Source organism: Planotetraspora thailandica, from assembly GCF_016863335.1.
Taxonomy (GTDB): domain Bacteria; phylum Actinomycetota; class Actinomycetes; order Streptosporangiales; family Streptosporangiaceae; genus Planotetraspora; species Planotetraspora thailandica.
Genome location: NZ_BOOR01000053.1, coordinates 1 through 25026 on the forward strand (window position 1 = coordinate 1; position 25026 = coordinate 25026).

Sequence of the window (25026 nt, forward strand, 5' to 3'; positions counted from 1 at the left end):
TGATCAAGCTGTTGGCGATGCACTGTCGCCGGGGTTGATCCTCTAGGCGCAACATTGATGGCCGATGCCGGCGTTCCCGTACACCTTGCTGCGGAAGGTTCGTTGCGTCGGCTAACGGAGTAGCCCAACTCCGTGGGCTCGTTCCACCAGTGCCGTGAGCTGCATCATGCACTGTTGTTAATCTTGCCAATAAGATATTGTCACCTTTGCCAATAAGGGGTGACATGACCACAAGACGGCGCAGGCGAACGCCCGAGCAAGCACGCGAAGAGATCCTCGCCGCCGCCACTGAACTGATCGCCCGGTACGGGCCGGACGGTGTGGGCCTGCGTCAGGTCGCGGACGCGGTCGGCATTACGCACGGCCTGGTGACCCACTACTTCGGCACCTACAGCGCGCTGGTGCGTGCCGTACTGCAGCGCGAAAACGAGCGGCAGCGTGAGCGGGTACGCGAGAGAATGCGTGCTGATCAGGGCGTACCGCTCGCGGACGGTATGACCCGGGTGCTGTTCGAGACGCTCGCTGACGAGCGCTACGTACGCCTGTTCACCTGGTCCAGCCTTCACTCTGAGGATGTCGGCACCTCCTCTCGAGGGCTGTCCGAACTGGTCGACGCGATGCAGGCCGGTATCCGTGCCGTCCTGCCCGAACCAGAGACGCCGGATCGCGCCCGGATCGAGGCGGTGGTCCTGCTCGGACTGTCCGCCGCGTACGGGTACGCACTCGGCAAGCGATCCTGGCTCGCCGGACTCGGGCACGATCCGGCCGACCCGACTCATGACACCGCGTTCCGTGCCGCGCTGACCTCGGCGCTGGCCACCTACCTGACAGGAGGGTCGCCGTCATGACGACCTCTGACCTGGCGCTCATCGTCGGTGTCACCGTGCTGATTTTGGTGAGTCAGTTCTCCGTACGACCGGTCCGGCCGCTGACGTATCTGTGGGTCGCCCTCCTGGTGGCGCGCGGCTGCGTACCGCCCGGCCCGGCCCGGACGACCGCAGCCGGGATCGCACTCCTTATCGCGGGCCTGGCTGTGTCAGTGGTTTTCGGCGTACTGCGCGGCCGCACCATGCCGATGTGGCGAGACCAGAGCGGGCGCCTGTACCGCAGGGGTGGCCAGGTGACGCTACTGCTGTGGCTCGCCACCATCGCCGCTCGGCTGAGCCTCGGCGCGGTTGGAGAACTGGCGTTCGGTGAGCCGTTCAACGGCAACGCCCTGTGGCTCGGCATCGGCATCTCATTCGGCGTCCAGCACTTGGTGACGACCCGCTACGGCCGTCGCGTGCCGGTACCGGCCGCCCCGTTGCGAACGCCGGTGGGGTGAGGAGCCGACCGAGGACGCCACGAACACACTCGAAAGATCAGGACGGTGGCGATGATGCGGCCGTTATTGGAGCCAAGATCAACTGATCTGGCACGAATCTGGCACGCGAGTGAGAAACAAGCCCAACAAAGATCAAGGCCCGGGTCGAGAAACTACCTCTGACCTGGGCCTTTGTGTGTGGAGCGGGTGACGGGAATCGAACCCGCGCTGTCAGCTTGGGAATTGTAGGGAACATGCCTTGTGGGGCGGCTGACCTGCGGCTTGGGCCGGTCGTGAGTGACCGTGATTGACCCCTCGTTACCGGGGTTAATGGCACGCTAATGGCACGACGATCAAAGCTCTGAGCTGGGCTCGGTAGGGGACTCGGCGGCGATGGTGCGGAGTCGCGCGATCTCGGTGAAGGTCTCTTGGTCGCTGAGCACGGACCTGACGGCGAGCCCTTGAGGACCCGGTTCGCCGTGGTACTTGCGGAGTGAGAAGCAGAGGCCAGCTCGGAGGTCTGCCAGTTCCCGGCGGAGCGCATCACGTTCGTTGATCAGCTCTTCTACGTCGTCCAGGGTGAAGAGCGTCTTGGAGAGGCCGTCTATGGCCCTGCCGCGCTGGCCGGGTTCCCAGAAGATGTCGACCTCGACACCTTCAAGAGGGTCGCCACCGGGTGTCGCGTCTTGGGTGGTGGTCACGTTGAGATCTTCTACGCGGAGGTACCAATCCCCGGCGTTGACGTCGATCACGACGGGGGTTTCGTCGGACAGGCCGGTGAGGTAGTCGAGGAGGTGGCGGACGGTGAGCATAGGCGCAGATTGGCATGGAATGCGCACCTGCGTACACCCCGCCCGTCTGACGCTCCTATATCAACTGGACCGCATACAGATGCACCAGCCTGCTGACCCGGGGAGCGTGTTCCGTGTTGGATCTGCAAGCCGGTCCTGATATCGCGCCTGCGATGATTTCCCCGTGACCACGGAGTACCTGCAAGAGGACGGAAACCTCTACGAGCTCCTCAGCTTCTACTGCGTACCGGACGATGCATGGAGCATCGAACTCACGCAGATGGGTGAGGGTGGGCGGATGCTGGCACATGTTCTCGTTCCCGATGAGGACATACACCGGCCATGCGAGGTGCTCCGGCTTGAGGAGTTGACGTATCGACCCGCCCGAAGGGGAACTTGCCGCGACTCCCCGGTTTCCGGGTCTACGGCCACTGTTCCGGGACCAGTCTGGCCTCATTCGCGATGATCGCGGCCTGTACGCGGTTGCGGGCGTCTAGCTTGATCAGAATCGAAGTGACATATCCCTTGACCGTGCCCTCGACCAGATAGAGCCGCCGGCCGATCTCGGCATTGGACAGGCCGGCGCCGAGCATGGCGAGTACGTCACGCTCGCGTTCGGTCAGTCGCTGGACCCGCTGTTGCGCGTCAGAGGTCCGTTTTCTACTGCTGTCGCGATACTGGCTGATCACCCACTGGGCGATCCGTGGCGACAGATAAGCGGCGCCGCCCATTACCGCGTGCACTCCGCTGATCAGCTCGCGGGGGTCTGCGGCCTTCAGCAGGAAACCTGCAGCGCCCTCGATGAATGCCGATCGGATGTAATCGTCCTCGCCGAATGTGGTCAAGATTATGATCTTGGTCTGCGGTGCGATCGCGAGGATCTCCTTCATCGCGATCAGGCCGTCCAGTCGCGGCATCCGAATGTCCAGCAGGACAACGTCAGGATGATGCCGCTGGACGAGGTCGATCACCTGGTGTCCGTCCTCGGCCTCTGCCACGACCTCGATAACCGGGTCGGTGGCCAGGACGGCCTTCACCCCGCCGCGGATGAGTACCTCGTCATCGGCCAGCAGCACTCGTATGCGGTTCACCGAGGTATCCGTCACCCCACCCAGCTCCTCATTCGGACTGCACCGTCAAATGATCCTTGGCGGTCAGAGTCCCTGAGCCATCGAAACAGAACCGGTACATGTCCTGACTCACGTCGAACACATTGCCTCTCGCCTGGTAGAACTCGCAACTGCTACCCGGCGGCGCCGGTGGTATCGACAGCCCGACCGGCAAAACGCCTCGGACGCTGTGCGAGGGCAGCAGGCCACTGATCTCCGGCCGCGTTCGACCGATCTGAATCTGCCTGTACCGGTCGGGCGAGAGTGCCGTCATGATCACCGTGGCGGCCTGAAGCGCGATCAGCACCGCGACAAGGAGAACCGCCAGCGCGAGCGGCAGAACCGCCGTATGGAGTTGGCGACGACGAGCCATTCTCCGCGCGTCGGCAACGGTCGCGGCGATCGATACCGATCCGATCCGATCGTGATCATCATCGGTAGCCCCGCCATGCCGCACACGATCGGCGACGACCTTGCCCCGCAGGGGGATCCGGGCGACCACCGCGTGTCCGTCTCCTCGCGGACCGGCCTGGAAACTGCCGCCGAGCAGACGGACGCGTTCGTCCAACCCGGCCAGCCCGAACCCCGATCCTTGGGTCGGCTCGCGCTTCACGTTCGCAGGCTGACCATTGACGACCGAGACCACAATCTGATCGTCCGAGTCGGTGATCGACACCGTGACAGGTGCACCCGGCGCGTGCTTGGCCGCGTTGGTGATGCCTTCCTGCACCACCCGATGGGCTGCTTGGACCACCATTCGCGGCCGCTCGTCCAGGTGCTGGACGTTCGAGTGGAGCGTGACCTCGATGCCCAACTTCCGTGCCCGGGTCACCATCTCCTCGATGCTCTCCCCTGCCGGATGACGGGGCGCGGACTGGTCCTCCTCGCGTAGCACGCCAACGATCTCACGCAGTCGATCCGTCGCCGCCACCGCGCTGACGCGGAGATCAGCGGCGGCCTTTCGCTGTTCTTCGGTAGCTCCGGGCGCGAGCTCGAGGGCGCCGGTGCGAAGCGCGATCAGGGCGAGATCATGCCCCAGGGAGTCATGCATGTCCTGCGCGATCCGGGCCCGCTCGCGCAGCCGGGCCTCGGTCGAGACGATGTGCTGCTCGTGTACCACCCGGTCCGCTCGCAATCGGCGATAGCGCCCGGCCCACCAGGGCAGTACAGCCAGGGCGAACTCCAGAGCGATCACTGTGATCCACGCGGAAATCGGGCTGGATCCCGAACGGAGAAAGGCGATCGTCATGCTCAGCACGCCGGCGACCCCGAAGGCGATCACCGCCGGCCGCAACGAGCTCATCCGGCGCCCGCCGAGGTAGCACACCACGAAAACCGCTGGCACCGAGAGCAGTCCGAGATCGACATCCGCGATCTGGATCATCATCGTCGCACCCACACTGAGAGCGATGGCCCAGCAGAGGTCAACCCATCGGCGCTCCATCCAGTCGACCCTACATACGAACCCGGCCCGCCAGTACCGACGAAAGTAAGCGATGGTGCCGGCTGAAATCTGACCTTGGTGACGTTGCCGTGCTGCCCTTCGCCACCTGCGCCCCAGCGCATCGGGTTCCTAACGTTGAGATCGACAACGGAAGGAACCATTCATGATCGTCTTGGCTGACCTCACCAAGAGGTACGGCGAAAAAACGGCAGTCGACCATCTGAGCTTTCAAATCCAGCCTGGTGTCGTGACAGGATTCCTCGGCCCCAACGGCGCTGGGAAATCGAGCACCATGCGAATGATCCTCGGCCTGGACCGGCCGACCGCAGGTACGGTCGAGATCGCCGGTCGGCCCTATCGCGACATCGCCTATCCCCTGCGCACGATCGGCGCGTTGCTCGACCCGCGTACAGGTCATCCGGGACAGTCGGCGCGCAGCCATCTACTCGGCATGGCCAGAAGTAACCGGCTTCCGAGCAGCCGTGTCGATCACGTGTTAGGCGCGGTCGGCCTGGCCGAAGTGGCGCGCAAGCGAATCGGCTCCTTCTCTCTCGGCATGGGCCAGCGACTCGGCATCGCCTCGGCGTTACTCGGTGATCCCCAGATCGTCATGTTGGACGAGCCGGTGAACGGCCTCGACCCCGACGGGGTGGTGTGGATCAGGAAGCTGATGCGCTCGCTCGCGGCGGAGGGCCGTACCGTCTTCGTCTCCAGTCACCTGATGAGCGAGATGCAGGAAACCGCCGATCACCTGATCGTGATCGGCCGCGGCGCGCTGATCGCTGACGCCCCGATCGATCAAGTGATCGCCCAGAGCACGCGAAACTCCGTCAAGGTACGCAGCCCGCAAACAGCGTCGCTACGCGAAGCGCTGGAGCGCGCCGGGATGACCGTGACCACCTTGGAGGACAGCGAACTGCAGGTCACTGCGGGCAACCTCGACCAAGTCGGCGCCATTGCCTTTTCCATCGGCGCGCAGGTCGATGAGTTGGCCTTCCATCGCCCCTCTCTCGAACAGGCGTATCTGGAACTCACCGCCGACAGTCTCGAATACGACGCGATCCTGCCGCGTCCGACCGGCACCTGATATCTTCTTCGACCTAAAGGAATTAAGACATGAGTTCGATTTCTGGTTCGCCCGCGACAGGCGCCAAAACCCGCGGCGGCCCGAGTCGGCTCGGGAGCTCGATCGCATTCGAGTGGACCAAACTGACCAGCGTCCGATCCACCTGGTGGAACGTGACCATCTCAAGCGTGGTCACCATCGCACTCGGCCTTCTGCTCGGCGGCTCGATGAAGGCCAGTGCCGACAACGGCTATGACGTGGCCATGCCGGCGCCACATGTGGCTTTCCAGAGCTTGATCGCCGCCCAGTTCTTGGTCATGGTGATGGCCACCCTGTTCATCGCGAGTGAATACACCAGCGGATCGATCAAGACCACTCTGCAGAGCGTTCCCGTACGAGCCCGAATGCTGTTCGGCAAGGTTGCCGTGATTGCCGCCATCGGGCTGGTCATCGGTGTCGTGCAAAGCACGATCGGCACCGCTGCCATCGCTCTGCTCGCCGGCGACTACAGCAGCTTCACCGCCACCGAGCTCTCTCTCACCATCCTGGGCTCGGCAGTCGACTTCGCCCTGCTCGGCATCACCGCTCTCGGCCTTGCCACCGCCTTTCGCAGCGCCACCGGCACGATCATCGCCACAGTAGGCCTCTTCGGCCTTCCGCGCATCGTCCCGATCTTCAACATCGAGTGGCTGACCGACTTCAGCCAATATTTCCCCACTGAAGCCGGCACCGTCCTCGGCCTCCAAACGACCGCTCCTTACGGCTGGTCCACCGCCACCCTGGTCCTCCTCGCCTGGGCCGCCACCGCCCTCACCGCCGGTTACGCCGTCCTGCATATCCGAGATGCCTGACCGGCTGTTGCTCGATACTCGCGATGACCACGTAGGCGACGTTCGCGGTGACCACAAAGATTCCGGCAATTCGGGCAGCGGTCCGAGGTCTTCGGAAGGGTTCCTGGACACGCTGTCGCTGTCATGCTCACGCTGACGCGGTCGGCGTCATGGCGATGACCGAGATGGTCATCGCGGGTGTCGCCGGTCACGGTGTCGCACGAATCGGGGCTCGGTGCTCAGCCTGCGCGGACGTCGGCGAGGAGGTGACCGCCGCAGATCATGGCCGCGATGTGCCACAGGCAGACCCGACTCCAGATGGTGCCGGTGGGCGGTGGCGGCGGCCGCGGTGAACAGCATGTTCAGCGCGTCGGCCAACGCTGAGCCCAACGGAGCGAGCCGGGCGAACATGTCGGGGTCGATGTGGAACAGGGCGTCGGCGGCTCGCCGGCGAATCCGGTCGACGCTGCGCCGGGCCTGGCGCGGCCAGCCTCGGACGGTCTCCTCGGGGATCTGCAGGCCAGCGGCGATCGGGCGGTGCCCGAGGCCGTGGGTGGCGTGGCGATGACGGAGACGAGGATGATCCGCCTGGCCTGCTCGTGCCTGCCGGGTGATCCAGAACCCTAATGGCACGCGGAGATGAACAAGCCCGAGAAAGATCAAGGCCCGGGTCGGAAATCATCCTCTGACCTGGGCCTTTGTGCGTGGAGCGGGTGACGGGAATCGAACCCGCGCTGTCAGCTTGGGAAGCTGATGTTCTGCCATTGAACTACACCCGCGTGGGCCGACCTTGGAGCCGACCGCGTCCCTACTGTAGCGGAAAGTCCGCGTACTCCTGCAGTCCCGACCCCCTAATCGTTCACCTTTCCGCCTATGGCCCCGGCGCTCCGTGGCGTACGGCGAAGCCCTGTGGGGCGAGTCGCGGAGGACCCTTCGTGGCGTTAGAGGCCCCCCACTAGCCTTGCACCGTGCTGCTTTCCGATCGTGACATCCGTGCAGAGATCGATTCGGGCCGGGTGAAGCTGGACCCGTTCGACCCCGAGATGATCCAGCCGTCCAGCGTCGACGTGCGCCTGGACCGTTATTTCCGGGTCTTCGAGAATCACCGGTACCCCCACATCGATCCGGCAACGGAGCAGCCAGATCTCACCCGGGAGGTCGAGCCGCACGGCGCCGAGCCGTTCATCCTCCACCCCGGTGAGTTCGTGCTGGCCAGCACGTACGAGGTGATCTGCCTGCCGGACGACATCGCGGGGCGGCTGGAGGGCAAGTCGAGCCTGGGGCGGTTGGGGTTGCTGACGCACTCCACGGCCGGGTTCATCGATCCGGGGTTCGAGGGTCATGTCACCCTCGAGCTCTCGAATGTCGCCACGCTGCCGATCAAGTTGTGGCCCGGCATGAAGATCGGTCAGCTCTGCATGTTCCGGCTCAGCTCGCCCGCCGAGTTTCCTTACGGCTCCGAGAGGTACGGCTCCCGCTACCAGGGTCAGCGTGGTCCCACGCCGAGCCGGTCGTACCTCAACTTCCACCGAACCCGCGTCTGAGTGCTGCCGCCTGCCGTACGGGCTGCCCGAAGTCCAGCAATGGAACGTGTCAGTCGCCGACGGCAGGGCAACCACAAAGAGAAGAGAAGGTTACAAGCGGGCGAGCTGCATCTTAAGTTCGCATTTCCACTGGTAGCCCGTACTCTTTCTGCGGACCATCCCCGCACATCTGGAGAAACTGACGTGCGACTGCGTCTCACGCCCCGTGAGGACAGCTACTACGAGTTGTTCGCAGACTCCGCGAACAACCTCGTCACCGCGTCCCGTCTGCTGGTCGAGATCATCGGCGACGACTCGGACAGGGATGCCCTGGCCGAGAAGATGCGGGCCTGCGAACACGCAGGTGACGAGCGCACTCACGCGATCATGAATCGCCTCAACGAGAGCTTCATCACGCCGTTTGACCGGGAGGACATCTATCGCCTCGCGTCCAATCTGGACGATGTGATGGATTTCATGGAAGCCGCGGCCGACCTGATCGTCCTTTACCAGATCGACCACCTGCCCAAGGAGGTCATCCGCCAGGTGGAGGTGCTCGAGAGGGCGGCGGAACTGACCGCGGACGCCATGCCACGCCTGCGCTCCATGCAGCATCTCAACGAGTACTGGATCGAGATCAACCGTCTGGAGAACCAGGCGGACCAGATCTACCGTCGGCTGCTCGCCAAGCTTTTCAGCGGGGAGTACGACACGCTCACCGTCATGAAGATGCGTGAAGTGATCGAGCATCTCGAACTGGCCGCGGACGCCTTCGAGCACGTCGCGAACACGATCGAGTCGATCGCGGTCAAGGAAGGTTAAGTGGATCTCGCCATTGTCATCGGCGTCATCGTCATCGCGCTGGCGTTCGACTACACCAACGGCTTCCACGACGCGGCCAACGCGATCGCGACCTCGGTCTCGACCCGGGCGCTGACGCCCCGCATCGCGCTGCTCATGGCCGCGGTAATGAACTTCATCGGGGCGCATCTCGGCCTTCAGGTGGCCCAGACGGTCGGCTCCGGCATCATCTCCGCCCCGCAGGGCAGACACGGCTTGATCATCGTCGGCGGGGCCTTGGTGGGCGCCATCGCTTGGAATCTCGTCACCTGGTATTTCGGCCTGCCGTCCTCCAGCAGCCACGCCCTGATCGGGGGCCTGGTGGGCTCGGCGCTGGCGGCGAGCGCGTCCGTGCACTGGACCGGGGTGCTCGACAAGGTCGTCATCCCCATGGTGCTGTCGCCGGTGGTCGGTTTCCTGCTCGGCGGACTCATTATGATCGCCATCTTGTGGATATTCCGCCGGGCCAACCCACACAAGGCGAACCGGGGGTTCCGGTACGCCCAGACCGTGTCGGCGGCGGCGATGGCCCTCGGCCACGGCTTGCAGGACGCGCAGAAGACGATGGGTGTGATCTTCCTGGCGCTTGTCGTCGGGGGATACGTGTCACCTGGGTCGGACATCCCGGAGTGGGTCATCACCGCGTCGGCGGCGGCGATCTCGCTGGGCACCTACGCGGGCGGGTGGCGCATCATGCGCACACTCGGCCGCCGCATCATCCACCTGGACCCGCCGCGGGGATTCGCGGCCGAGTCCGCCGCGGCGACCGTCCTCTACACGGCGGCCATCGCGTACGGCGCGCCGATCTCGACGACGCACACGATCACGAGCGCGATCATGGGTGTGGGCGCCACCCGGCGGCTTTCCGCGGTGCGCTGGGGCGTCGCCGGCAACATCATCGTGGCATGGGTCCTGACGATCCCCGCCGCCGCCGCGGTGGCCGCGATCTCCTATTTCGTGCTCAACCTGATCCTCGGATAGCTCACCGGCTGTACATCACGTCGGTGGTCGAGCGGGTGAACCCCAGCGACTCGTACAGCCGGGTCGCGGCCGCGTTGTCCTCGTCCACATAGAGCAAGACCTGAGCCAGGCCGCGGTCGCGCAGGTGCGCCAGCCCGGCGATCGTCAGCGCGCGACCGAGGCCGGTTCCCCGCTCGGCGGGGTCGACGCCCACCACGTAGACCTCTCCGAGCGGCTCGGACTCGCCGCCTTCCCCTGCCGGGTGGACCTTCGTCCAGTGGAACCCGGCCAGGGATCCGTCCTGCCGTACGGCGAGGAAGAATCCGGCGGGGTCGAACCAGGGCTCGCGTTCGCGGTGTGCCAGGTCGTCGCGGGTCCACGAGCCCTGCTCCGGGTGCGTGGCGAAGGCCAGCGCGTTGAGGGCCAGCCAGGCGTCCTCGTCCTCGCCCGGCTCGAACGTGCGCAGCCGTACGCCGTCGGGCAGGACGGGATCGCCGAGCGGCACGGACGACGGACGCCGCATCTGCCACAACGACCGGGCACGAGTCAGGCCGAGCCGGGCCGCGAGCCGGGCGGCGGCCGGATGGTCGCCGTGCGCCCACAACCGGGCGTGGCCCCCTCCGGCCTCCAGCGTCGCCTCCAGCAGCCGGCGGCCGAGGCCGCGTCCGCGAAAGGCCGGGTGGACCACCAGCTCGCCGCTCGGTGCCGCGTCGGGGTCCGGCGGGTCGAGGTGCGCAAATCCGGCCAGGTCATCGCCCTCATAGATCAGTACGGCCTTCGCCCCGGGGCCGGTTCCGTAGCGCAGCCGCAACATCGACTCCTCGTTGAGCGGGGGGACGCCGTCGGCTTCGGACGCCGCCTCCACGAGGGCGAGCACCGCCGCGACCTTGTTCTCGTCGAGCCGTTCCTGGAGATCCACAGACGCGTTCATGTCTTGAACGTTAGGTGACCGTCGGCATGGCGCCACCTTCGGGTTCTGGCAAAGTTCGCCAGGCGCGGGCCCTACGAATCGTTACCTCAGATCCATTTCGTGCTTAGATCACGGCTTTACTGTCGTTGACCATGACCTCAGCATCATTCGCGCGCCTGGCCATCGTAGGCGCCGCCGCGGTGAGCGTCGTGGCGCTCTCCGCCGGCACCGCAGGCGCGTCCTCCGGCCACCACTCCTTACACGACAAACACCATCACCACCAGCCTCCGTCGCACTCGAAGAGCGTCCCCGTTCGGCTGCTGTCCATCAACGACTTCCACGGCAACCTCGAGGCGCCGACCGGCTCCAGCGGCCGGATCGCCGACGAGAAGGGCGTGTTCGTCCAGGGCACCGGAGGCGCGGCGACCCTGGCCACCGCGATCAAGAAGAACTGGGCGAAGGGCCAGACGCAGGTCGTCGCCGCGGGTGACCTCATCGGCGCCTCGCCGCTGCTCTCGGCGGCCTACCACGACGAGCCCACCGTCCAGACGTTGGGCGAGATGGGGCTGGACGTCTCGTCGGTCGGCAACCACGAATACGACGAGGGCATGGCGGAGCTGCTCCGCATCCAGAACGGCGGCTGCAACCCCACCGACGGCTGCTCTCCGGCCGGCAAGTGGAAGGGCGCCGAGTTCCAGTACCTCGCAGCCAACGTCGTCGACAAGAACGGCAAGCACCCGCTGCCCCCGGTCGCCATCCGGGTGGTCAACGGTGTCAAGATCGGCTACATCGGCCTGGTCACCAAGAACACGCCGAACATCGTGACCCCGGCCGGCGTCGCGGGTCTGACGTTCCAGGACGAGGTCGAGGCGGGGAACCGCGCCTCGCAGTTGCTCACGCGGCTCGGCGTCAAGGCTCAGGTCGTGCTCGTTCACGAGGGCGACTCGGTGTCCTCGGGCGCCAGCCCCGACGCCTGCCCGCTGACCACCACGGTGGGCAAGGTGATTGCCACGAACCTGGACGCCGCGGTCGACGTGGTCATCATGGGCCACTCGCACCAGGCCTACGTCTGCACCACGACCGACCCCAAGGGCCAGACCCGCTACTTCACGCAGGGTTCGTCCTTCGGCAGGGTGCTCACGCAGATCGACTTCAAGGTCAACCTCAAGACCAAGGACGTCGACAGGTCCTCGGTCAAGGCTGACAACAAGGTCGTCGCCGCCACGTCCGCCTTCATCACCAACGCCGCGGGCTCCGTCAACTCGGGTCCATACACGGGCACCACGTACGCTCCCGACGCCAAGATCGACAAGTTGGTGAACTACTGGAAGGACGCGGTCTCCGAGAAGGCGGACTCGCCCATCGGCAAGATCACGGCGGACATCACCAACATCTCGGCGGCCGCGTCGCCGGCCGGTGAGCTTCCGCTCGGCAACCTCATCGCCGACGCCCAGCTCGCCGCGGCGAAGGCCGACGGCGGCAACGCCGACATCGCGCTGATGAACCCCGGCGGCATCCGCACCTCCCTCACCTACGCGCAGAGCGGGTCCGAAGGCGACGGCGTCGTGACGTACGGCGAGGCCTTCGCGGTCCAGCCGTTCAACAACCTGCTGCAGGCGGTGACGCTGACGGGCGCCCAGCTCAAGACGGTGCTGGAGCAGCAGTTCTACACCGGAGCGCTGGTCGCGCGGAATCCGCTGATCCTCCAGCCGTCGTCGAACCTCACCTACACCTACAGCGCGAGCGCGCCGCTCGGCGGCAAGGTCTCCAACATCGCGATCAACGGCGTGCCGGTCACCGACACCCAGTCGGTCCGGGTGGCGGCCAACAACTTCCTGGTCGGCGGAGGCGACACCTTCCCGGCGTTCACCCTCGGCACGGACCTGTGGACGTGGAGCGGTGGCTTCGACGTCGACGCCTTCACCGTGTACCTCGGGGCCAACAGCCCGGTCTCCCCGCCGGCTCTGACCCACATCACCAAGGTCAACTGACCTCCGTCACACGAGGCCCGCACCCGCCAGGTGCGGGCCTCACCCATTTCCGGCATGTCTTCACATATCTTTTGTGGACGACCATTTTGACTTTGTTATTTAGATTTCATGACATGTTCTGTTGATCAATGGCGATCTTCTGCCTAGCCTCGGCTTAACCGGACATATCGGGGAGAAGGTGCTCATGGGTAGAAGCTTGACAATTCGCTCCATAACAGCCCCAATGGTGGTGCTCTTAGTGGTGCTCTGCTCGGTACTCGGCCTGCGGACACCGGCACGGGCCGCCGCCGACGTGGGGGACCGGGTCCTCTACTGGAACGATGTGCTCCTCGAGGCGTATCGCCAGGTGGGCGGGGCTCCGGGGCCGCTGTCCCGGGCCGGCGCGATGATGCACCTCGCGATGTACGACGCCGCCAATTACACCCAGTGCTACAAGCAGGGGCGTGATTTGCGGCCGGATGACTGCATCGGGGGTATTTACAATCCAGGGATAAGCCTGAGCCCCAAGGTGGCCAATCCCGACACACAGACCGCAATCGACTACGCCGCGTACAAGGTGCTCACCTCGGTTTTCCCCGCGGCCGATTTCAGCGCGTACTTCGCCCAGGCCGAGCCGGCCGCACCCGTGACGGACGCGGAAAAGGCAGGACGGAGCATCGGCGAGCAGGCGGCCGCCGTCATGATCGCTACGCGTACCGGGGACGGCTCGACCGACACCACGGCGTATGTGCCCAGCACGGCCCCCGGACAATGGCGGCCCACGGGATCCGGGGACGCGGCCACCCCGAACTGGGGGAAGGTGCGCAGATTCAGCCGCTACGGCTCTCCCCAGCCGCCCCCTGACTTCAGCTATCCCGTCGACTACCGCGCCAACGGCACGCTGGACCGGAGCCCGGTCTCCTCGTCATCCGCTCGGCCGCAGCTTCCCGGAGGGTTCTCCAACATCACCACGATGCTGGCCAGTCAGGCGTACGCCGACCAGGTCAACGAGGCGAAAGAGCTTGGCAGGGCCGACAGCTCCACCCGGACGGCCGAGCAGACACAGATCGCCTGGTTCTGGGCCAACGACCTCAACGGCACATACAAGCCGCCGGGACAGCTCCTCGACATGACCCGCGACGTGTCCGTGCAGCGTGGCCTGGGAGAGCTGCAGAACGCCAAGCTGTTCGGGAGCGTCAGCCTGGCGATGGCCGATGCCGGCATCGTGGCCTGGGACGCGAAGTATCAGACCCCGATCGACCTGTGGCGGCCCGAGAGCGCGATCCGGCTCGCGGCCGATGACGGCAACGCGAAGACCGTCGCCGATCCTTCGTGGCAGCCGCTTTCTGCGGACACCGCGGAGGTCCACTTCAGCCCGGCGTTCCCCGCCTATGTCTCGGGGCACGCCACCTTCGGCGGCGCCTGGGCCGCGGCCATGAAGGCGTATTTCGGGACGGACTCGATCAGCTTCACCGCCGAAACGGAAGACCCGCACGCCGTCGACGCAGCCGGGAACTACCTGACGCGTTCTTTCACGAGTTTCAGCCAGGCGGGGCTTGAGGACGCGCGAAGCCGGATCTATCTCGGCGTTCACTACTCGTGGGATGGCGACTACGGATACGCGACCGGGCAAAAGCTCGTCGGCGACGGCGGTGAGCTGCTCGCGGACGGAACCCGGACGCACACGACCCTCGGCGTCACCACGGGATACACCTATCCGGCTCCATCGTCCACAGCCAGCCCTTACTACACCTACACGCCCGACCTGTCGCGATACGACTCCATCAGGGACGCGTTCAACCAGTGCGACTACGACGGCGCCGACATGGTCCAGGGGCAGCGCCTGGGCAACTCCTGGGCCTGCAACGTCCAGTACGACGGCAAGATCTTCCTCTACCTCTTCTAGATCGGGAGAAGAAGGTGCACATTCAGTACAGATATCGCGTCGCAGCTCTCGTCGCGGGCCTTCTCGCCCTCGTCGCGGCCACGCTGTACGCCATCAGCCCCGCGTTCGCCGATCGGGCGACCCCGGGCGTTCCCGCCGCGCCGCGTATTCAGACCGACGCGTTCACACCGAACCAGCTCTGCAGCGCCGGAACTCCGGTCGCGTCCACGAAGGACACGATCGTCCTCGCCGCCAGTCCCACCCCTTTCGGCAAGCATCCGGCGATGCGCGCGACCTTCGAAATCAGCGGTGCGGAAGGGGATCCGCTGATTACCAGGACCAGCCGGATCTGGCCGAGCGGACGAGTTCTGGCCCTCACTCTCGATCCCGGCACGCTGTCCCCGGGGACGTACCGGTTCAGGGTGCAGGCCAAGCAGGGGAACGCCGTCTCGGGCTGGACGGCCTGGTGCGGATTCGCCGTGAACGGCTGACGTGAGAAACACGTACGGCTCACGCCCTTTCCGGGCGTGAGCCGTACAAAAGATCAGCGGTGGGCGTGCTCGGCGGTTTCGGACTGCTCGCCGCCGCGGTCGGGGACGAACCGGTAGCCGACGTTGCGCACGGTGCCGATCAGCGACTCGTACTCGGCGCCGAGCTTGGCGCGCAACCGGCGCACGTGGACGTCGACCGTACGGGTGCCCCCGAAGTAGTCGTAGCCCCAGACCTCCTGGAGGAGCTGGGCCCGGGTGAAGACCCGGCCGGGGTGTTGCGCGAGGTACTTGAGCAGCTCGAACTCCTTGAACGTCAGGTCGAGCGCGCGCCCGCGCAGCCGGGCGGTGTACGTGGCCTCGTCGATAGACAGGTCGCCGCTGCGGATCTCGTCCGGCACTTCCTCCGCCGCGGCGAGCGACAGCTTGCCCGCGGCCATGCGCAGCCGGGCCTCGACCTCGGCAGGCCCGGCCGTGTCGAGGATCACATCGTCGATGCCCCATTCGGCCGTCATGGCCGCCAGGCCCCCCTCGGTGACGATCACCATGAGCGGGCAGTCGACGCCCGTGGTCCGCAGCAGCCGGCACAGGCTCTTGGCCTGCACCAGCTCGCGGCGGGCGTCGACGAGGATGGCGTCGGCCGGTGGCGTGTCGATGAGCGCGGACGCCTCCGCGGGCGCGACGCGCACCGAGTGGAGCAGGAGTCCTAGCGCCGGAAGGACCTCCGCGGAGGGCTCCAATGCATTGGTCAGCAGGAGCAGGTTGCTCACTTTCCGCCTCCTTGCCACCTCGTCGGCTCGTCCGTCCGCTTAAGGACAGAAACGAGCCGGCCGTTTAAACACGTAAGGACCCGGGGGCCACGTCGCCCAGGTCCATTAGTCCGTAGGGTAGCCCACAGGATGTTGGGGTCCAATGTGGGTCCACGGTGTGAACACCACGTCACGTGGATTAACACCGTAACCCCGCGCTCACATTCAGTGCTCGCCCGCGTGACGGAAGGAGGGCCGGGACGCCCATGGCAACCGGGACTGTCCGCTACTGGGCCGCGGCGAAAGAGGCCGCGGGCATCGCCGAAGAGCCCTTCGAGGCGGAAACTCTGCGGGATCTGCTCGTCGATATCGCAAGAAATCCGGAAATCGAGCGTGTGCTGCGACGCTCGTCGTTCTTGATCGACGGTCACCCCGCAGGCACCCGCGATCCGGGTACGGTGTCCCTTCCCCAAGGCGCCGTAGTGGAAGTTTTACCGCCTTTTGCCGGGGGATGAGCCGCTAGTCTCGGCGGCAGGTTTCTCCAGGAGGAGTCGGATGCGGAAAGTCGTCGTCGCTCTGATCATGCTCGCTGTCCTGCTCGCCATCGTGGACAGAGTGGCGGTCACCGGCGTGCAGAACGAGATCGGCAAGCAGATCGCGGCGAAATACGACCTGGCGGAGCAGCCCAAGGTCGAGATCACGGGCATCCCGTTCCTGACCCAGGCGCTTCTCGGCCGCTACCAGGAGATCCACGCCGCCATCGGCCCGATGACCGTCGAGGGCGTCGATCTGACGGGAGTCGACGCCACGCTGACCGGCGTGACCGCCCCGCTGGCCGACCTGATCCAGGACCCGTCGACCGCTGACATCCGTGCCGAGCACGTCGACGGGACCATCGTGGTCTCCTGGAAGGCCATCGACGAGCGCGCACCCCGAGGGGTCACCCTCGACGCGGGGGACGGAGGCAAGCTGAAGGTGTCGGGGAAATTCAGCGCCTTCGGTCAGTCCGTGCCCGTCACGGCGGACGTGAAGATCTCCGTCGTGTCCGGCGGGGTGAAGCTGACACCCGTCGGGGTCAAGGTCGCCAACGGAATCCGCGTGCCGAACGCGGAGAAATTCCTCACCTTCACCGTTCCTGTCAAGAACCTGCCCTTGCACCTTAAAATCACCAGCGTGAAATCGACGCCCGAGGGGCTCGCGATCGCGGCCGCCGCCAGCGATGTCCCACTCAGGTGACCTCGGTCGCACTCCCGAACCGGACGGCCCCGCCGTACGTGATGAGGGTGTGAGTCCAGCCGCAACCGCCGAGGACCTCATGCGCGCCCTCGTGGAGGACCACGGAGGGCCGCTCTACGGCTATGTCCTTCGCCTGACCGGTGACCCGGGACGGGCGGAGGACGTCGTCCAGGAGACACTGCTCCGCGCCTGGCGTCACCCGTCGGTGCTCGAGGGCAGGCCGGTGCGCGCGTGGTTGTTCACCGTCGCGCGCAACCTCGTGGTCGACCAGCACCGGGCACGGCAGTCACGGCCGCAGGAGACGGGCGACGAGGCCCTGGCCGTGGTGCCGGCCGACGACGAGCTCGAGAAGGCCGTCGAGTCGTGGGGAGTGGCGGAGGCGCTGGCCTCGCTCAGGACGGAGCACCGCGAGGTGCTTCTGGAGACGTATTACCGGGGGAGATCGGTGAAGGAGGCGTCGGAGGTCCTCGGCATCCCGCCGGGCACCGTGAAGTCACGGACCTACTACGCGCTCCGCGCACTGAAACTGGCCCTGGAGGAACGGGGGCTGGCACCATGACCTGCGAGGACGTACGCATGTCACTCGGGGTCTACGTGCTCGGCGCGCTGGACGCCGAGGAGGCCGCCGAGGTCGAGGCCCATCTGGACGGGTGTCCGGAATGCGCCGCCGAGCTGATGGAGCTGTCCGGGCTTCCGGCCATGCTGGCACGGGTCTCGGAAGAGGACATCACGCACGCGGCCGCCCCGCCGCGCGCCATGCTGGACCGGCTGGTCGTCGTGTCGGCTCGGCGCAGCCGCTGGTCCCGGATCATGCTGGGGCTGGCCGCGTCCCTGGTGGTCGCGGCGCTCGGCGGCTCGGCTTGGCTGGTGAGCGCCCGTGGCGGGGTCGCCACGAGCGCACCCGCCAGCACGTCGGACACCGCCCAGGCGGCCGCCGGTTCCCCCGCGCCACCCACCGCGAACCAGTCGACCAAGGCCCTCGACGCCCCTGCCGACGCCCCCGCTGAGGCGCAGGCCGGAGGGCTGGAGCGGGAGGGGTCGAACGGCGGGGTCCGCCTGTCCGTCCGCCTGGTCTCCGAGAGCGGCGGCACGCGCGTCGTGTCCTGGGTCCGCGGCGTGCCGGCCGGCACCGTGTGCCGTCTGTGGGCCGTGGGCAAGGACGGCACCCGCTCTCCCGCGGGCAGCTGGGAGGTGCCGAAGGGGGGGTACCGCGGCGCCTACGAGGCCTCGACCGAGCTCCCGCTGAGCCAGATCCAGAGTTTGGTGCTGTCCACCTCCGACGGCCGCGGGCTGGTGACCGTCCCCGTCTGACGCTCGGGCGGGAATGAATCCGTACGGGAGGCCGGTTGCACAGCTCGATGACCGGAATCGTGGTCCTGGGCGTGACACTCGTCGCGGGTGTGATCATCGGGTTCCTCATGAGGCGCCGCGATGGGAAGGTACGTGCCGTGAAGCAGGAGGTCGGCGAGTCCGCCGTGACCCGAGACGACCTCGGGGCCGATCTGGGGGAGCGGGCCACCCTGGTGCAGTTCTCCACCGCCTTCTGCCAGCCCTGCCGCGCCACCCGGCGGATCCTCCACGACGTGGCGGAGATGGTCCCCGGAGTGCGGCACGTGGAGATCGACGCGGAGTCGCGACTCGATCTCGTCCGGCGGTTCGACGTGTTGCGCACGCCGACGGTGCTGGTGGTGGACAAGGCGGGGCATGTGGTGAAACGCGCGTCCGGGCTGCCCAGGAAGGCCGACGTCATCGCGGCTCTGGGGGTCGCGGTCGACGGATCGTCTCACGAATCGTCTCATCAATCGGACAGTGTGTGACAGATGGCGAGACGCCAGGTACTGTCGTGGTCATGACTCCCACGACAGAGCTGCTCACGAAGCGGCGCGCGGTCGACTTCTGTCGCGTCGCCACATCGCTCTGTCGCATGGCCTGAGGGTGATTCCCGCGGCTTTCCGCCGCATTCCGTGAATCGTTCAGGAGCATCCCGCGATGCAAATAGACCCTCGAGGCCCCCGATTCGGCGCGGCCATCACGACTCTGGTTCTGGCGATCGTCCTGCTGACGCGCAGCTCCTGGCTGCTCGGCGCGCAGGCGATCGTGTTCGCGCTCGGCGCCTTCTCCACCTCGCCGTACAGCCTCCTCTACAAGAGGTTCGTGCGGTCGAGACTGGGACCGCCGCGCGAGCTGGAGGACGCCACGCCGCCGCGCTTCGCGCAGGGAGTCGGGCTGGGTTTCGCGATCGTGGGACTGATCGGGTTCGCGGCTGGGATCACACCCCTCGCTCTGGGTGCGACAGCAGCGGCACTGCTGGCCGCCTTTCTCAACGCAGCCTTCGGCCTGTGCCTGGGCTGTGAGATGTACCTGATCATCCGCCGTCTACAACCTGGGAGAACACAATGAGCCGCTCCGCCGTCCTGGTGGATGCCGACTGGGTCGAAGCCAACCTCGACACCCCCGGTGTCGTGCTCGTCGAGGTCGACGAGGACACCAGCGCCTACGCCAAGGGCCACATCCGTGGCGCCGTGAAGGTCGACTGGCGTGACGACCTGCAGGACCCGGTGCGCCGCGACTTCGTCGACAAGGCCGGCTTCGAGGCGCTCCTGTCGTCCCGCGGCATCGCCAACGACGACACCGTCGTCCTTTACGGTGGCAACAACAACTGGTTCGCCGCCTACGCCTACTGGTACTTCAAGCTTTACGGCCACGAGAACGTCAAGCTTCTCGACGGAGGCCGCAAGAAGTGGGAGCTCGACTCCCGCGAGCTGGTCGAAGACGGGACCACCCGTCCCGCCACCACCTACACCGCGTCCGAGCAGAACCTCGCTCTGCGCGCCTTCCGCGACGACGTCATCGCCGCGATCGGCAAGCAGAACCTGGTCGACGTGCGCTCGCCCGACGAGTTCACCGGCAAGCTGCTCGCCCCGGCCCACCTTCCGCAGGAGCAGGCGCAGCGCGGCGGCCACGTGCCGACCGCCCGCAACATCCCGTGGTCGAAGGCGGCCAACGACGACGGCACCTTCCGCTCCGACGACGAGCTGAAGGAGATCTACGGCGACGCCGGCGTCGACTTCAGCAAGGACACCATCGCCTACTGCCGCATCGGCGAGCGGTCCGCGCACACGTGGTTCGTGCTGCACGAGATCCTCGACCAGGCCAACGTGAAGAACTACGACGGCTCGTGGACCGAGTACGGCTCGCTCGTGGGCGTGCCGATCGAGTTGGGGGAGGCCCGCTGATGACCACCATCCAAGGTTGCGCAGCTCCTGAGCAGACCGTCGCTCTGCCGGCGGGTATCGATCTGTCGACCCAGGCCGTGATCCAGGGCGTCGTCTCCGGCGCCGGTACGGCCTACGCCCGCCTGCTCGACCACTCCGGCGAGTTCACCGGTGAGGTCGTCGTCTCCGACGAGGGCATCTTCCGCTTCTTCGCCGCGCCCGGCCAGTGGACCGTCCGCATCATCGCGGGTGGGGGCGTCACGAAGGACATCCCGGTCGAGGCCAGGCTCGGCGAGGTCTCCCAGCTCGCCGTCTCCGTCTGACCTTCGCACCACGGCAAGGCCGGCGCTCGTCTGAGCGCCGGCCTTTCCTGTTTTGAACCGATTCCCATCCACCGTGACCAGCGCCATCGAAATGGGAAAGCCGGGTGATTGAACGCGGTGGGGCGTCGGCCTGTTGAATTTCGCAACCACGAAACACACATTGATTTGCGTGCCTGCACCGAGCGGCCACTCTTCGATGGCCGAATCCCCGTACGGCTCGGTATTTATTTCGTGGGTCGAGCTTGATGTGGGTGGGCCGCGTCATGCCGAAGGTTCCTGTGCCTATTTGCCGTGCATCCGCGAATGGTATGGCAATTTCTTACAAATGCGAGAAGATTGACTGAAGTTGTTGCCCTGGCCCGACCGGGTTTGTATCGTCGCTGACGTAGATCTCCAGGCGGAATAGGAGGGTGCGTATGGGTGCGCTGACGAGGCCGAAGAGGTTCGGCCTTGCGATATCCGCGGCCGTTCTTGCGGTCGGTATCGCCACGCAGACGGCGAACGCTGCTGTCATCGTATTTCCCGTGCGGTACTGGGGTGAGGTCTGTGCCAGGCCTCTGAACTCGAGTCTTATATCACAGTTCCGTTTGGATCTTCAGCAGTCGCCCTGGGCGCCCGCACGTCAGTATGCGAGTCTTCCGGACAGTCAATTGAAGCTCGTCATACAGCGGGGATGCAACGCCTTCCGGCAATATGGAACCGCGGAGCGCGCCAACGCGGCTGCATTTGGAGGCTAGTAATTATCCCATCCGTGCTGTATGGGGTAGTCGTTTGTCGTAGAGGAGGGCCGGCCAATTAATGGCGGCCCTCCTTTGTCGCGGTCACTAGGACTTCTGGCTACCCTAGGGCGAGTGTCCGGGACGCCCGTTCTTTCTGTGCCGCTCCAGGCTGCCGCTCCCCGCCGGGTGACCTGGATGCGCTCGCCGTTCACGCTGCCGCTGCACGCCCTGCGTATCGCCGCCAGGTGCGCGCTGCCGCTGATCATCTGGTTCGCCGTCGGGCGCACCGTGCGATGGGGTCTGCTACTGCTCGCCGCGACCCTGTCCCACGGCTCGTGGTACCAGGCCCGGCTGGTCGTGGTGCTCTTCCTGTTCACGCTCGTCGTGATGACGAGCCTGGCCACCACCGTGGGCATGCTGTACGCCGTCCGAGGCGCCCTGATGGAGACGCGGGCCCGCCAGGGTGGCGAAAGTGTGCTCTCGGTCTTCGACCGTACGGCGCTGGTGTTCTCCGGCCTCTACATGACGTGGGGGCTGACCGCTGAGGACGCCCGCGACTTCGCGAGCATCGACCTCCTACGCCGGCCGGACGGGTTCCTGGTCGACGCCATGACCGGGCAGGACACCGGGGTGATGGGAGGCCTCATTAACCTGGACGTCAAGATCTCGGCCATCACGGCCGTCGTGGCCTACGGGGTCAAGTACCTCTTCGGCCGGCGGCACGAGGCGGGCAACGGCCGCTTCTCCGGGATCATGGCGACGTTTGGGGAGTTCGCCTTCGCCTTCTACGGGCTCAACGCGATGGGGACGCTGCTGGGCGCCCGCTCGGACTGGCTGGCCGGGCGCGCGGTCGTCGCGGGCGGGGAGAAGCTGGCGACGCAGGCGCAGGAGGCCGTTCCCGGCTGGGAGACGTTCTGGGGCTGGATGGGCGACGTATGGCCCCACGTGATCGACGGGCTCGCGCTCCCGCTGGCCTGGCTGACCGTCGGCATCCTCGTCTACGGCGCCTACGCCGACGACACCGGGACCGTCATCAAGGGAACGCCGCTGGAGGCCGCAGCCGCGCGCCTGAACGAGACCCACAGCCTGACCCGGCGGGCGCTCTCCCGTCTGACCGCGGGATGGACGGAGCGGTGGATGCCGCTGATGAACTCCCTGCGGCTGACAGTGCGCGGAGGAGCGCCGCTGTTCGGCCTGTTCGCGCTGTGCTACACCGCTCTGCACGTCGGCGGCGACTTCCTCGGCAGGGCGGGCCTCTACCTGACGACCACCGACAAGCCGTACTTCTGGCTCGTCACGAGGGTGCCGGTGAGCTTCGTCGAGGACCTGGTGGTCACGACGCTCGGCATCTGCCTCATCGCCGCCACGTTCGACCTGGCGGCCACCCGGCACCGCCGGAGGGTCAGCGCAGGAACTTGAGCACCTGGTCGTTGCGCTCCGGGTTCGTCACCGACTCCTTGAGGTCGAACTTCTTGCCGGGGACGTCACGGGAGATGCTGGGCCGTAGCAGCACGTCGACCGTGTCGGCGACCGGCGGCGGCACCACGCCGACCAGTTCGATCTTGTACGGCGTGCCGACCTTGTTCTTGTCCGTGTCGAGCGGGGTGGCGTCGTTGAGGACCTGCGTGACCCACGTGCGGCCGGAGGCGTCCGTGAGCTCGATTTCGGGAGGGTAATGCCGGATGGCGCCCTCGGCGTCCAGCGCGGTCCTCGTGGCGACGATCTTCATCCACTGGCGCGTGGTGTCCGAGGCCGCCTTCGGATCGGGGTTGGGGATGCGTTCCACGCTCACTCGCCACGACACGTGCTGCCACGTCCCCGCCTGGCCGGCCGGCACGGAGTGGATGTGGTCGCTCGGCCTGCCGTACTTGTAGACGCCGTAGCCGAACCACGCGGGCAGGGCGACGGCGAGGGCGACGGAGACCACCGCTCCGCCCGCCAGCAGAACGCGCCGTCGTCCGCGCGACATCCGCTTGCGCGGGCCGGCGGGCGGCGGAACCTGCGCGGAGGGCCGCCGATAGTGGGCGGGCAGTTCGTTGCGCGTGCCGGGGATGGCGGGGAAGGGCACCGTGGAGGTGTCCTCGTCCGGCGCCGGCTCCGGCCACACCCGCCGGTCGCCGGTGGGGCGCAGCGTCCCCGGGATCGGGATCGACGGCGGCTGGGGCGGCGGCGGCATGTACGGGGGTTCCGTGGGCTGGTCCAGCGGTGGGGCGAACCAGTCGCGGGAGTCGGGGGCGGGCGTCTCGCGTTCGTTCATGAGGTCTTGGTCACCAGAGGGTGGTAGTCGTCCGCCTTGGAGATCAGCCGCCGGGCCGCTTCGGGCGTGAGGCCGAGGTCGACCTCCGCCTCGGGCGCATAGCTGTCCACGATGTAGCTGTTCGGAGGGATGAACACGAACCGGGCGCCCGGCACGGCGTCGGGAGGCACCTCGTAGACCAGGTCCCCGCGGGACCACATCCCGGGCTGGAGATACTTGCTGAAAAGCGTGAGGCTCTCGTTCACCTTGTCGGTGGGCTGGTATTGCCGGCCGTCGGCGGCGAGCACGATGGGCGGGGTCTGCGAGTTCAGCCGCATCGGCTCGCGTGGAGACGTCGCCGTCACGTTCACCACAAGGAAGAGGGCGTCGGTCGGGACCTTCGTCACCTTGCCGCTGTAGTCCGCGGTGTCGACGGCGTGGGCGGCCGCGACCGAGTTCACCTTGACGCTGAAGCGGTTCGTCTCGACGATCTGCCCGATCTGCCCTTTGGTGGTGAGGGACGAGGTGCGCTGCTCGAACGACATGGTGGTGGTCTGCACCCACACCGCCGCGGAGGCGAGCGCCACTCCGGCGACGACGCCGGCGACCCGGCCCGCAACGCTCCGCCGGGGACGGGCGCCCGGCGCGGGCGTCGTCAGCGCGGGTTCCTGTGTCACCGTCATCACCCGTTCCCCCGCTCCACGGGCAGTGTGACCTCGGCCGCCACGGTCGGCACGAACGCGTCGACGTCGCCCTCACCGACAAGGTGCCAGTACTGCGTCTGGTCGACCAGGCCGACCTCGTCGAGGACCATGCTGCCGACGTCCACCGTGACCGACTTCGGTGCGGCGGCCGCGGGGTCCAGTTGGTATTTGATGACGACGGTCGCCGGGATGCCCGGCTGGAGCTGTTTGCTCTGCACTCCGGATCCGGACACGGAGACGTCGGGGCCGTACGGGGTCTTGATCTCCGGCCGCACCCGGAGGATGGACTGGGTGTACGAGGTGACGATGGGCAGGATCCGCGAGCCCGGCTCACGCATGATGCCGACGCTCACCGTCTTGTCGGATTGATTGACGACCTTGAGGACGAGCGAGAGGTACCGCTTCGAATCGCCGAATTCGTTCTTCTCGACGGTGTCGGTGGCCTTGGCGAACGTCGTCGTGAACTGACCCTGATCGACGATCGTCTCCGGCTTCACCTCGGGTGGCGGCTCGTCCGCCGCCTCGGCGAAGCCGCCGAGCAACGCGGTGGCGCCGATGCCCGCCGCCATCACCGCCGCGGCGACCGGAACCAGCACAGCGCGCCGGCGGTGACTGCGACGGGGGGGCGACGACGTCATGGCAACGGATGGTAGTACGCCCATAGACGAACCATTGGCCGCATTCGTCCCATCGGGGGCTGGAATCGCGTCCGAATGCCGAGAAGC

Annotated in this window: 28 protein-coding genes and 1 tRNA gene; 19 read left to right on the forward strand and 10 right to left on the reverse strand. The window is 66.6% G+C overall.

All coding sequences use genetic code 11. From position 1 onward, the window contains the following. Positions 1-224 precede the first annotated feature (224 nt). Together Pth03_RS29190 and Pth03_RS29195 are read left to right on the forward strand one after the other, a co-directional pair. On the forward strand, positions 225-848 hold the full coding sequence (locus Pth03_RS29190; RefSeq protein ID WP_239115387.1) for a TetR/AcrR family transcriptional regulator: 624 nt from the start codon (positions 225-227) through the stop codon (positions 846-848). Continuing rightward, a complete protein-coding gene (locus tag Pth03_RS29195; protein ID WP_203947626.1) occupies positions 845-1324 on the forward strand; it encodes a hypothetical protein in 480 nt (159 codons plus the stop codon). The genes Pth03_RS29190 and Pth03_RS29195 overlap by 4 nt, the downstream gene beginning before the upstream one ends. A gap of 332 nt (positions 1325-1656) precedes the next feature. On the opposite strand, the gene Pth03_RS29200 is transcribed toward Pth03_RS29195, so the two are convergent. From Pth03_RS29200 to Pth03_RS29210, 3 genes are all read right to left on the reverse strand, one after another. Further along, positions 1657-2115, reverse strand: coding sequence for a hypothetical protein (locus Pth03_RS29200; RefSeq protein ID WP_203947627.1), 459 nt, complete (start codon positions 2113-2115; stop codon positions 1657-1659). A gap of 401 nt (positions 2116-2516) precedes the next feature. Continuing rightward, positions 2517-3200: a response regulator gene (locus Pth03_RS29205; RefSeq protein ID WP_239119456.1), complete on the reverse strand. Its 684-nt coding sequence runs from the start codon at positions 3198-3200 to the stop codon at positions 2517-2519. Positions 3201-3213: 13 nt separating this feature from the next. Beyond that, entirely contained in the window at positions 3214-4647 is a 1434-nt protein-coding gene (locus Pth03_RS29210; protein WP_203947628.1) for a sensor histidine kinase, read from the reverse strand. Positions 4648-4810: 163 nt separating this feature from the next. Here Pth03_RS29210 and Pth03_RS29215 point away from each other — a divergent pair, with 163 nt between their 5' ends. Continuing rightward, entirely contained in the window at positions 4811-5734 is a 924-nt protein-coding gene (locus Pth03_RS29215; protein ID WP_203947629.1) for an ATP-binding cassette domain-containing protein, read from the forward strand. 29 nt (positions 5735-5763) lie between these two features. Beyond that, complete coding sequence (locus Pth03_RS29220; RefSeq protein WP_203947630.1) at positions 5764-6564, forward strand: ABC transporter permease; 801 nt, start codon at positions 5764-5766, stop codon at positions 6562-6564. A gap of 168 nt (positions 6565-6732) precedes the next feature. On the opposite strand, the gene Pth03_RS29225 is transcribed toward Pth03_RS29220, so the two are convergent. Together Pth03_RS29225 and Pth03_RS29230 are read right to left on the reverse strand one after the other, a co-directional pair. Then, the gene (locus Pth03_RS29225) at positions 6733-7176 is read right to left on the reverse strand and encodes a hypothetical protein (protein WP_203947631.1); all 444 of its coding nucleotides are present in this window, start codon (positions 7174-7176) and stop codon (positions 6733-6735) included. Between the two features lie 72 nt (positions 7177-7248). Beyond that, positions 7249-7322: transfer RNA gene (locus tag Pth03_RS29230), tRNA-Gly, on the reverse strand. Between the two features lie 189 nt (positions 7323-7511). On the opposite strand from Pth03_RS29230, the gene dcd reads away from it, so the two are divergent. The 3 genes from dcd to Pth03_RS29245 all read left to right on the forward strand — a co-directional run bounded on the left by dcd (position 7512) and on the right by Pth03_RS29245 (position 9887). Then, complete coding sequence (dcd, locus tag Pth03_RS29235) at positions 7512-8087, forward strand: dCTP deaminase (RefSeq protein WP_203947632.1); 576 nt, start codon at positions 7512-7514, stop codon at positions 8085-8087. Between the two features lie 183 nt (positions 8088-8270). Beyond that, positions 8271-8888 carry a DUF47 domain-containing protein gene (locus tag Pth03_RS29240; RefSeq protein ID WP_203947633.1) on the forward strand — a complete coding sequence of 206 codons (618 nt, stop codon included), beginning with the start codon at positions 8271-8273 and terminating at the stop codon, positions 8886-8888. Further along, positions 8889-9887 carry an inorganic phosphate transporter gene (locus Pth03_RS29245; protein WP_203947634.1) on the forward strand — a complete coding sequence of 333 codons (999 nt, stop codon included), beginning with the start codon at positions 8889-8891 and terminating at the stop codon, positions 9885-9887. A gap of 1 nt (position 9888) precedes the next feature. Here the strand turns inward: Pth03_RS29245 and mshD are convergent, their stop codons facing one another. Further along, complete coding sequence (mshD, locus tag Pth03_RS29250) at positions 9889-10797, reverse strand: mycothiol synthase (RefSeq protein WP_203947635.1); 909 nt, start codon at positions 10795-10797, stop codon at positions 9889-9891. A 131-nt stretch (positions 10798-10928) separates the two neighbouring features. Between mshD and Pth03_RS29255 the strand changes: the two genes are divergently transcribed. The 3 genes from Pth03_RS29255 to Pth03_RS29265 all read left to right on the forward strand — a co-directional run bounded on the left by Pth03_RS29255 (position 10929) and on the right by Pth03_RS29265 (position 15122). Beyond that, on the forward strand, positions 10929-12767 hold the full coding sequence (locus Pth03_RS29255; RefSeq protein WP_203947636.1) for a bifunctional metallophosphatase/5'-nucleotidase: 1839 nt from the start codon (positions 10929-10931) through the stop codon (positions 12765-12767). 223 nt (positions 12768-12990) lie between these two features. Further along, complete coding sequence (locus Pth03_RS29260) at positions 12991-14652, forward strand: vanadium-dependent haloperoxidase (RefSeq protein ID WP_203947637.1); 1662 nt, start codon at positions 12991-12993, stop codon at positions 14650-14652. 14 nt (positions 14653-14666) lie between these two features. Further along, positions 14667-15122: a hypothetical protein gene (locus Pth03_RS29265; RefSeq protein WP_203947638.1), complete on the forward strand. Its 456-nt coding sequence runs from the start codon at positions 14667-14669 to the stop codon at positions 15120-15122. 53 nt (positions 15123-15175) lie between these two features. On the opposite strand, the gene Pth03_RS29270 is transcribed toward Pth03_RS29265, so the two are convergent. Then, on the reverse strand, positions 15176-15889 hold the full coding sequence (locus Pth03_RS29270; protein ID WP_203947639.1) for a winged helix-turn-helix transcriptional regulator: 714 nt from the start codon (positions 15887-15889) through the stop codon (positions 15176-15178). Positions 15890-16134: 245 nt separating this feature from the next. Here Pth03_RS29270 and Pth03_RS29275 point away from each other — a divergent pair, with 245 nt between their 5' ends. From Pth03_RS29275 to Pth03_RS29315, 9 genes are all read left to right on the forward strand, one after another. Beyond that, complete coding sequence (locus Pth03_RS29275) at positions 16135-16383, forward strand: MoaD/ThiS family protein (RefSeq protein WP_203947640.1); 249 nt, start codon at positions 16135-16137, stop codon at positions 16381-16383. A 40-nt stretch (positions 16384-16423) separates the two neighbouring features. After that, positions 16424-17104, forward strand: coding sequence for an LmeA family phospholipid-binding protein (locus tag Pth03_RS29280; protein WP_203947641.1), 681 nt, complete (start codon positions 16424-16426; stop codon positions 17102-17104). 49 nt (positions 17105-17153) lie between these two features. Further along, a complete protein-coding gene (locus Pth03_RS29285; RefSeq protein ID WP_275413245.1) occupies positions 17154-17663 on the forward strand; it encodes a sigma-70 family RNA polymerase sigma factor in 510 nt (169 codons plus the stop codon). Further along, complete coding sequence (locus Pth03_RS29290) at positions 17660-18415, forward strand: anti-sigma factor (RefSeq protein ID WP_203947643.1); 756 nt, start codon at positions 17660-17662, stop codon at positions 18413-18415. Before Pth03_RS29285 ends, Pth03_RS29290 begins: the two co-directional genes overlap by 4 nt. Before the next feature lie 35 nt (positions 18416-18450). Then, on the forward strand, positions 18451-18921 hold the full coding sequence (locus Pth03_RS29295) for a thioredoxin family protein (RefSeq protein ID WP_373318610.1): 471 nt from the start codon (positions 18451-18453) through the stop codon (positions 18919-18921). A 172-nt stretch (positions 18922-19093) separates the two neighbouring features. Beyond that, positions 19094-19504, forward strand: coding sequence for a DUF4395 domain-containing protein (locus tag Pth03_RS29300; protein ID WP_203947644.1), 411 nt, complete (start codon positions 19094-19096; stop codon positions 19502-19504). Beyond that, positions 19501-20340 carry a sulfurtransferase gene (locus Pth03_RS29305; RefSeq protein ID WP_203947645.1) on the forward strand — a complete coding sequence of 280 codons (840 nt, stop codon included), beginning with the start codon at positions 19501-19503 and terminating at the stop codon, positions 20338-20340. The genes Pth03_RS29300 and Pth03_RS29305 overlap by 4 nt, the downstream gene beginning before the upstream one ends. Then, complete coding sequence (locus tag Pth03_RS29310; RefSeq protein WP_203947646.1) at positions 20340-20642, forward strand: DUF1416 domain-containing protein; 303 nt, start codon at positions 20340-20342, stop codon at positions 20640-20642. The genes Pth03_RS29305 and Pth03_RS29310 overlap by 1 nt, the downstream gene beginning before the upstream one ends. 851 nt (positions 20643-21493) lie before the next feature. Then, entirely contained in the window at positions 21494-22780 is a 1287-nt protein-coding gene (locus tag Pth03_RS29315) for a hypothetical protein (protein ID WP_203947647.1), read from the forward strand. Here Pth03_RS29315 and Pth03_RS29320 read toward each other — a convergent pair. The 3 genes from Pth03_RS29320 to Pth03_RS29330 are packed head-to-tail and all read right to left on the reverse strand — an operon-like array spanning position 22764 to position 24939. Continuing rightward, complete coding sequence (locus Pth03_RS29320) at positions 22764-23618, reverse strand: hypothetical protein (protein ID WP_203947648.1); 855 nt, start codon at positions 23616-23618, stop codon at positions 22764-22766. The genes Pth03_RS29315 and Pth03_RS29320 overlap by 17 nt on opposite strands. After that, positions 23615-24280 (reverse strand): DUF4352 domain-containing protein, encoded by a 666-nt coding sequence (locus tag Pth03_RS29325; protein ID WP_203947649.1) that lies wholly within the window; start codon positions 24278-24280, stop codon positions 23615-23617. Before Pth03_RS29325 ends, Pth03_RS29320 begins: the two co-directional genes overlap by 4 nt. Continuing rightward, positions 24280-24939 carry a hypothetical protein gene (locus tag Pth03_RS29330; protein WP_203947650.1) on the reverse strand — a complete coding sequence of 220 codons (660 nt, stop codon included), beginning with the start codon at positions 24937-24939 and terminating at the stop codon, positions 24280-24282. The genes Pth03_RS29325 and Pth03_RS29330 overlap by 1 nt, the downstream gene beginning before the upstream one ends. Between the last annotated feature and the right edge of the window lie 87 nt (positions 24940-25026).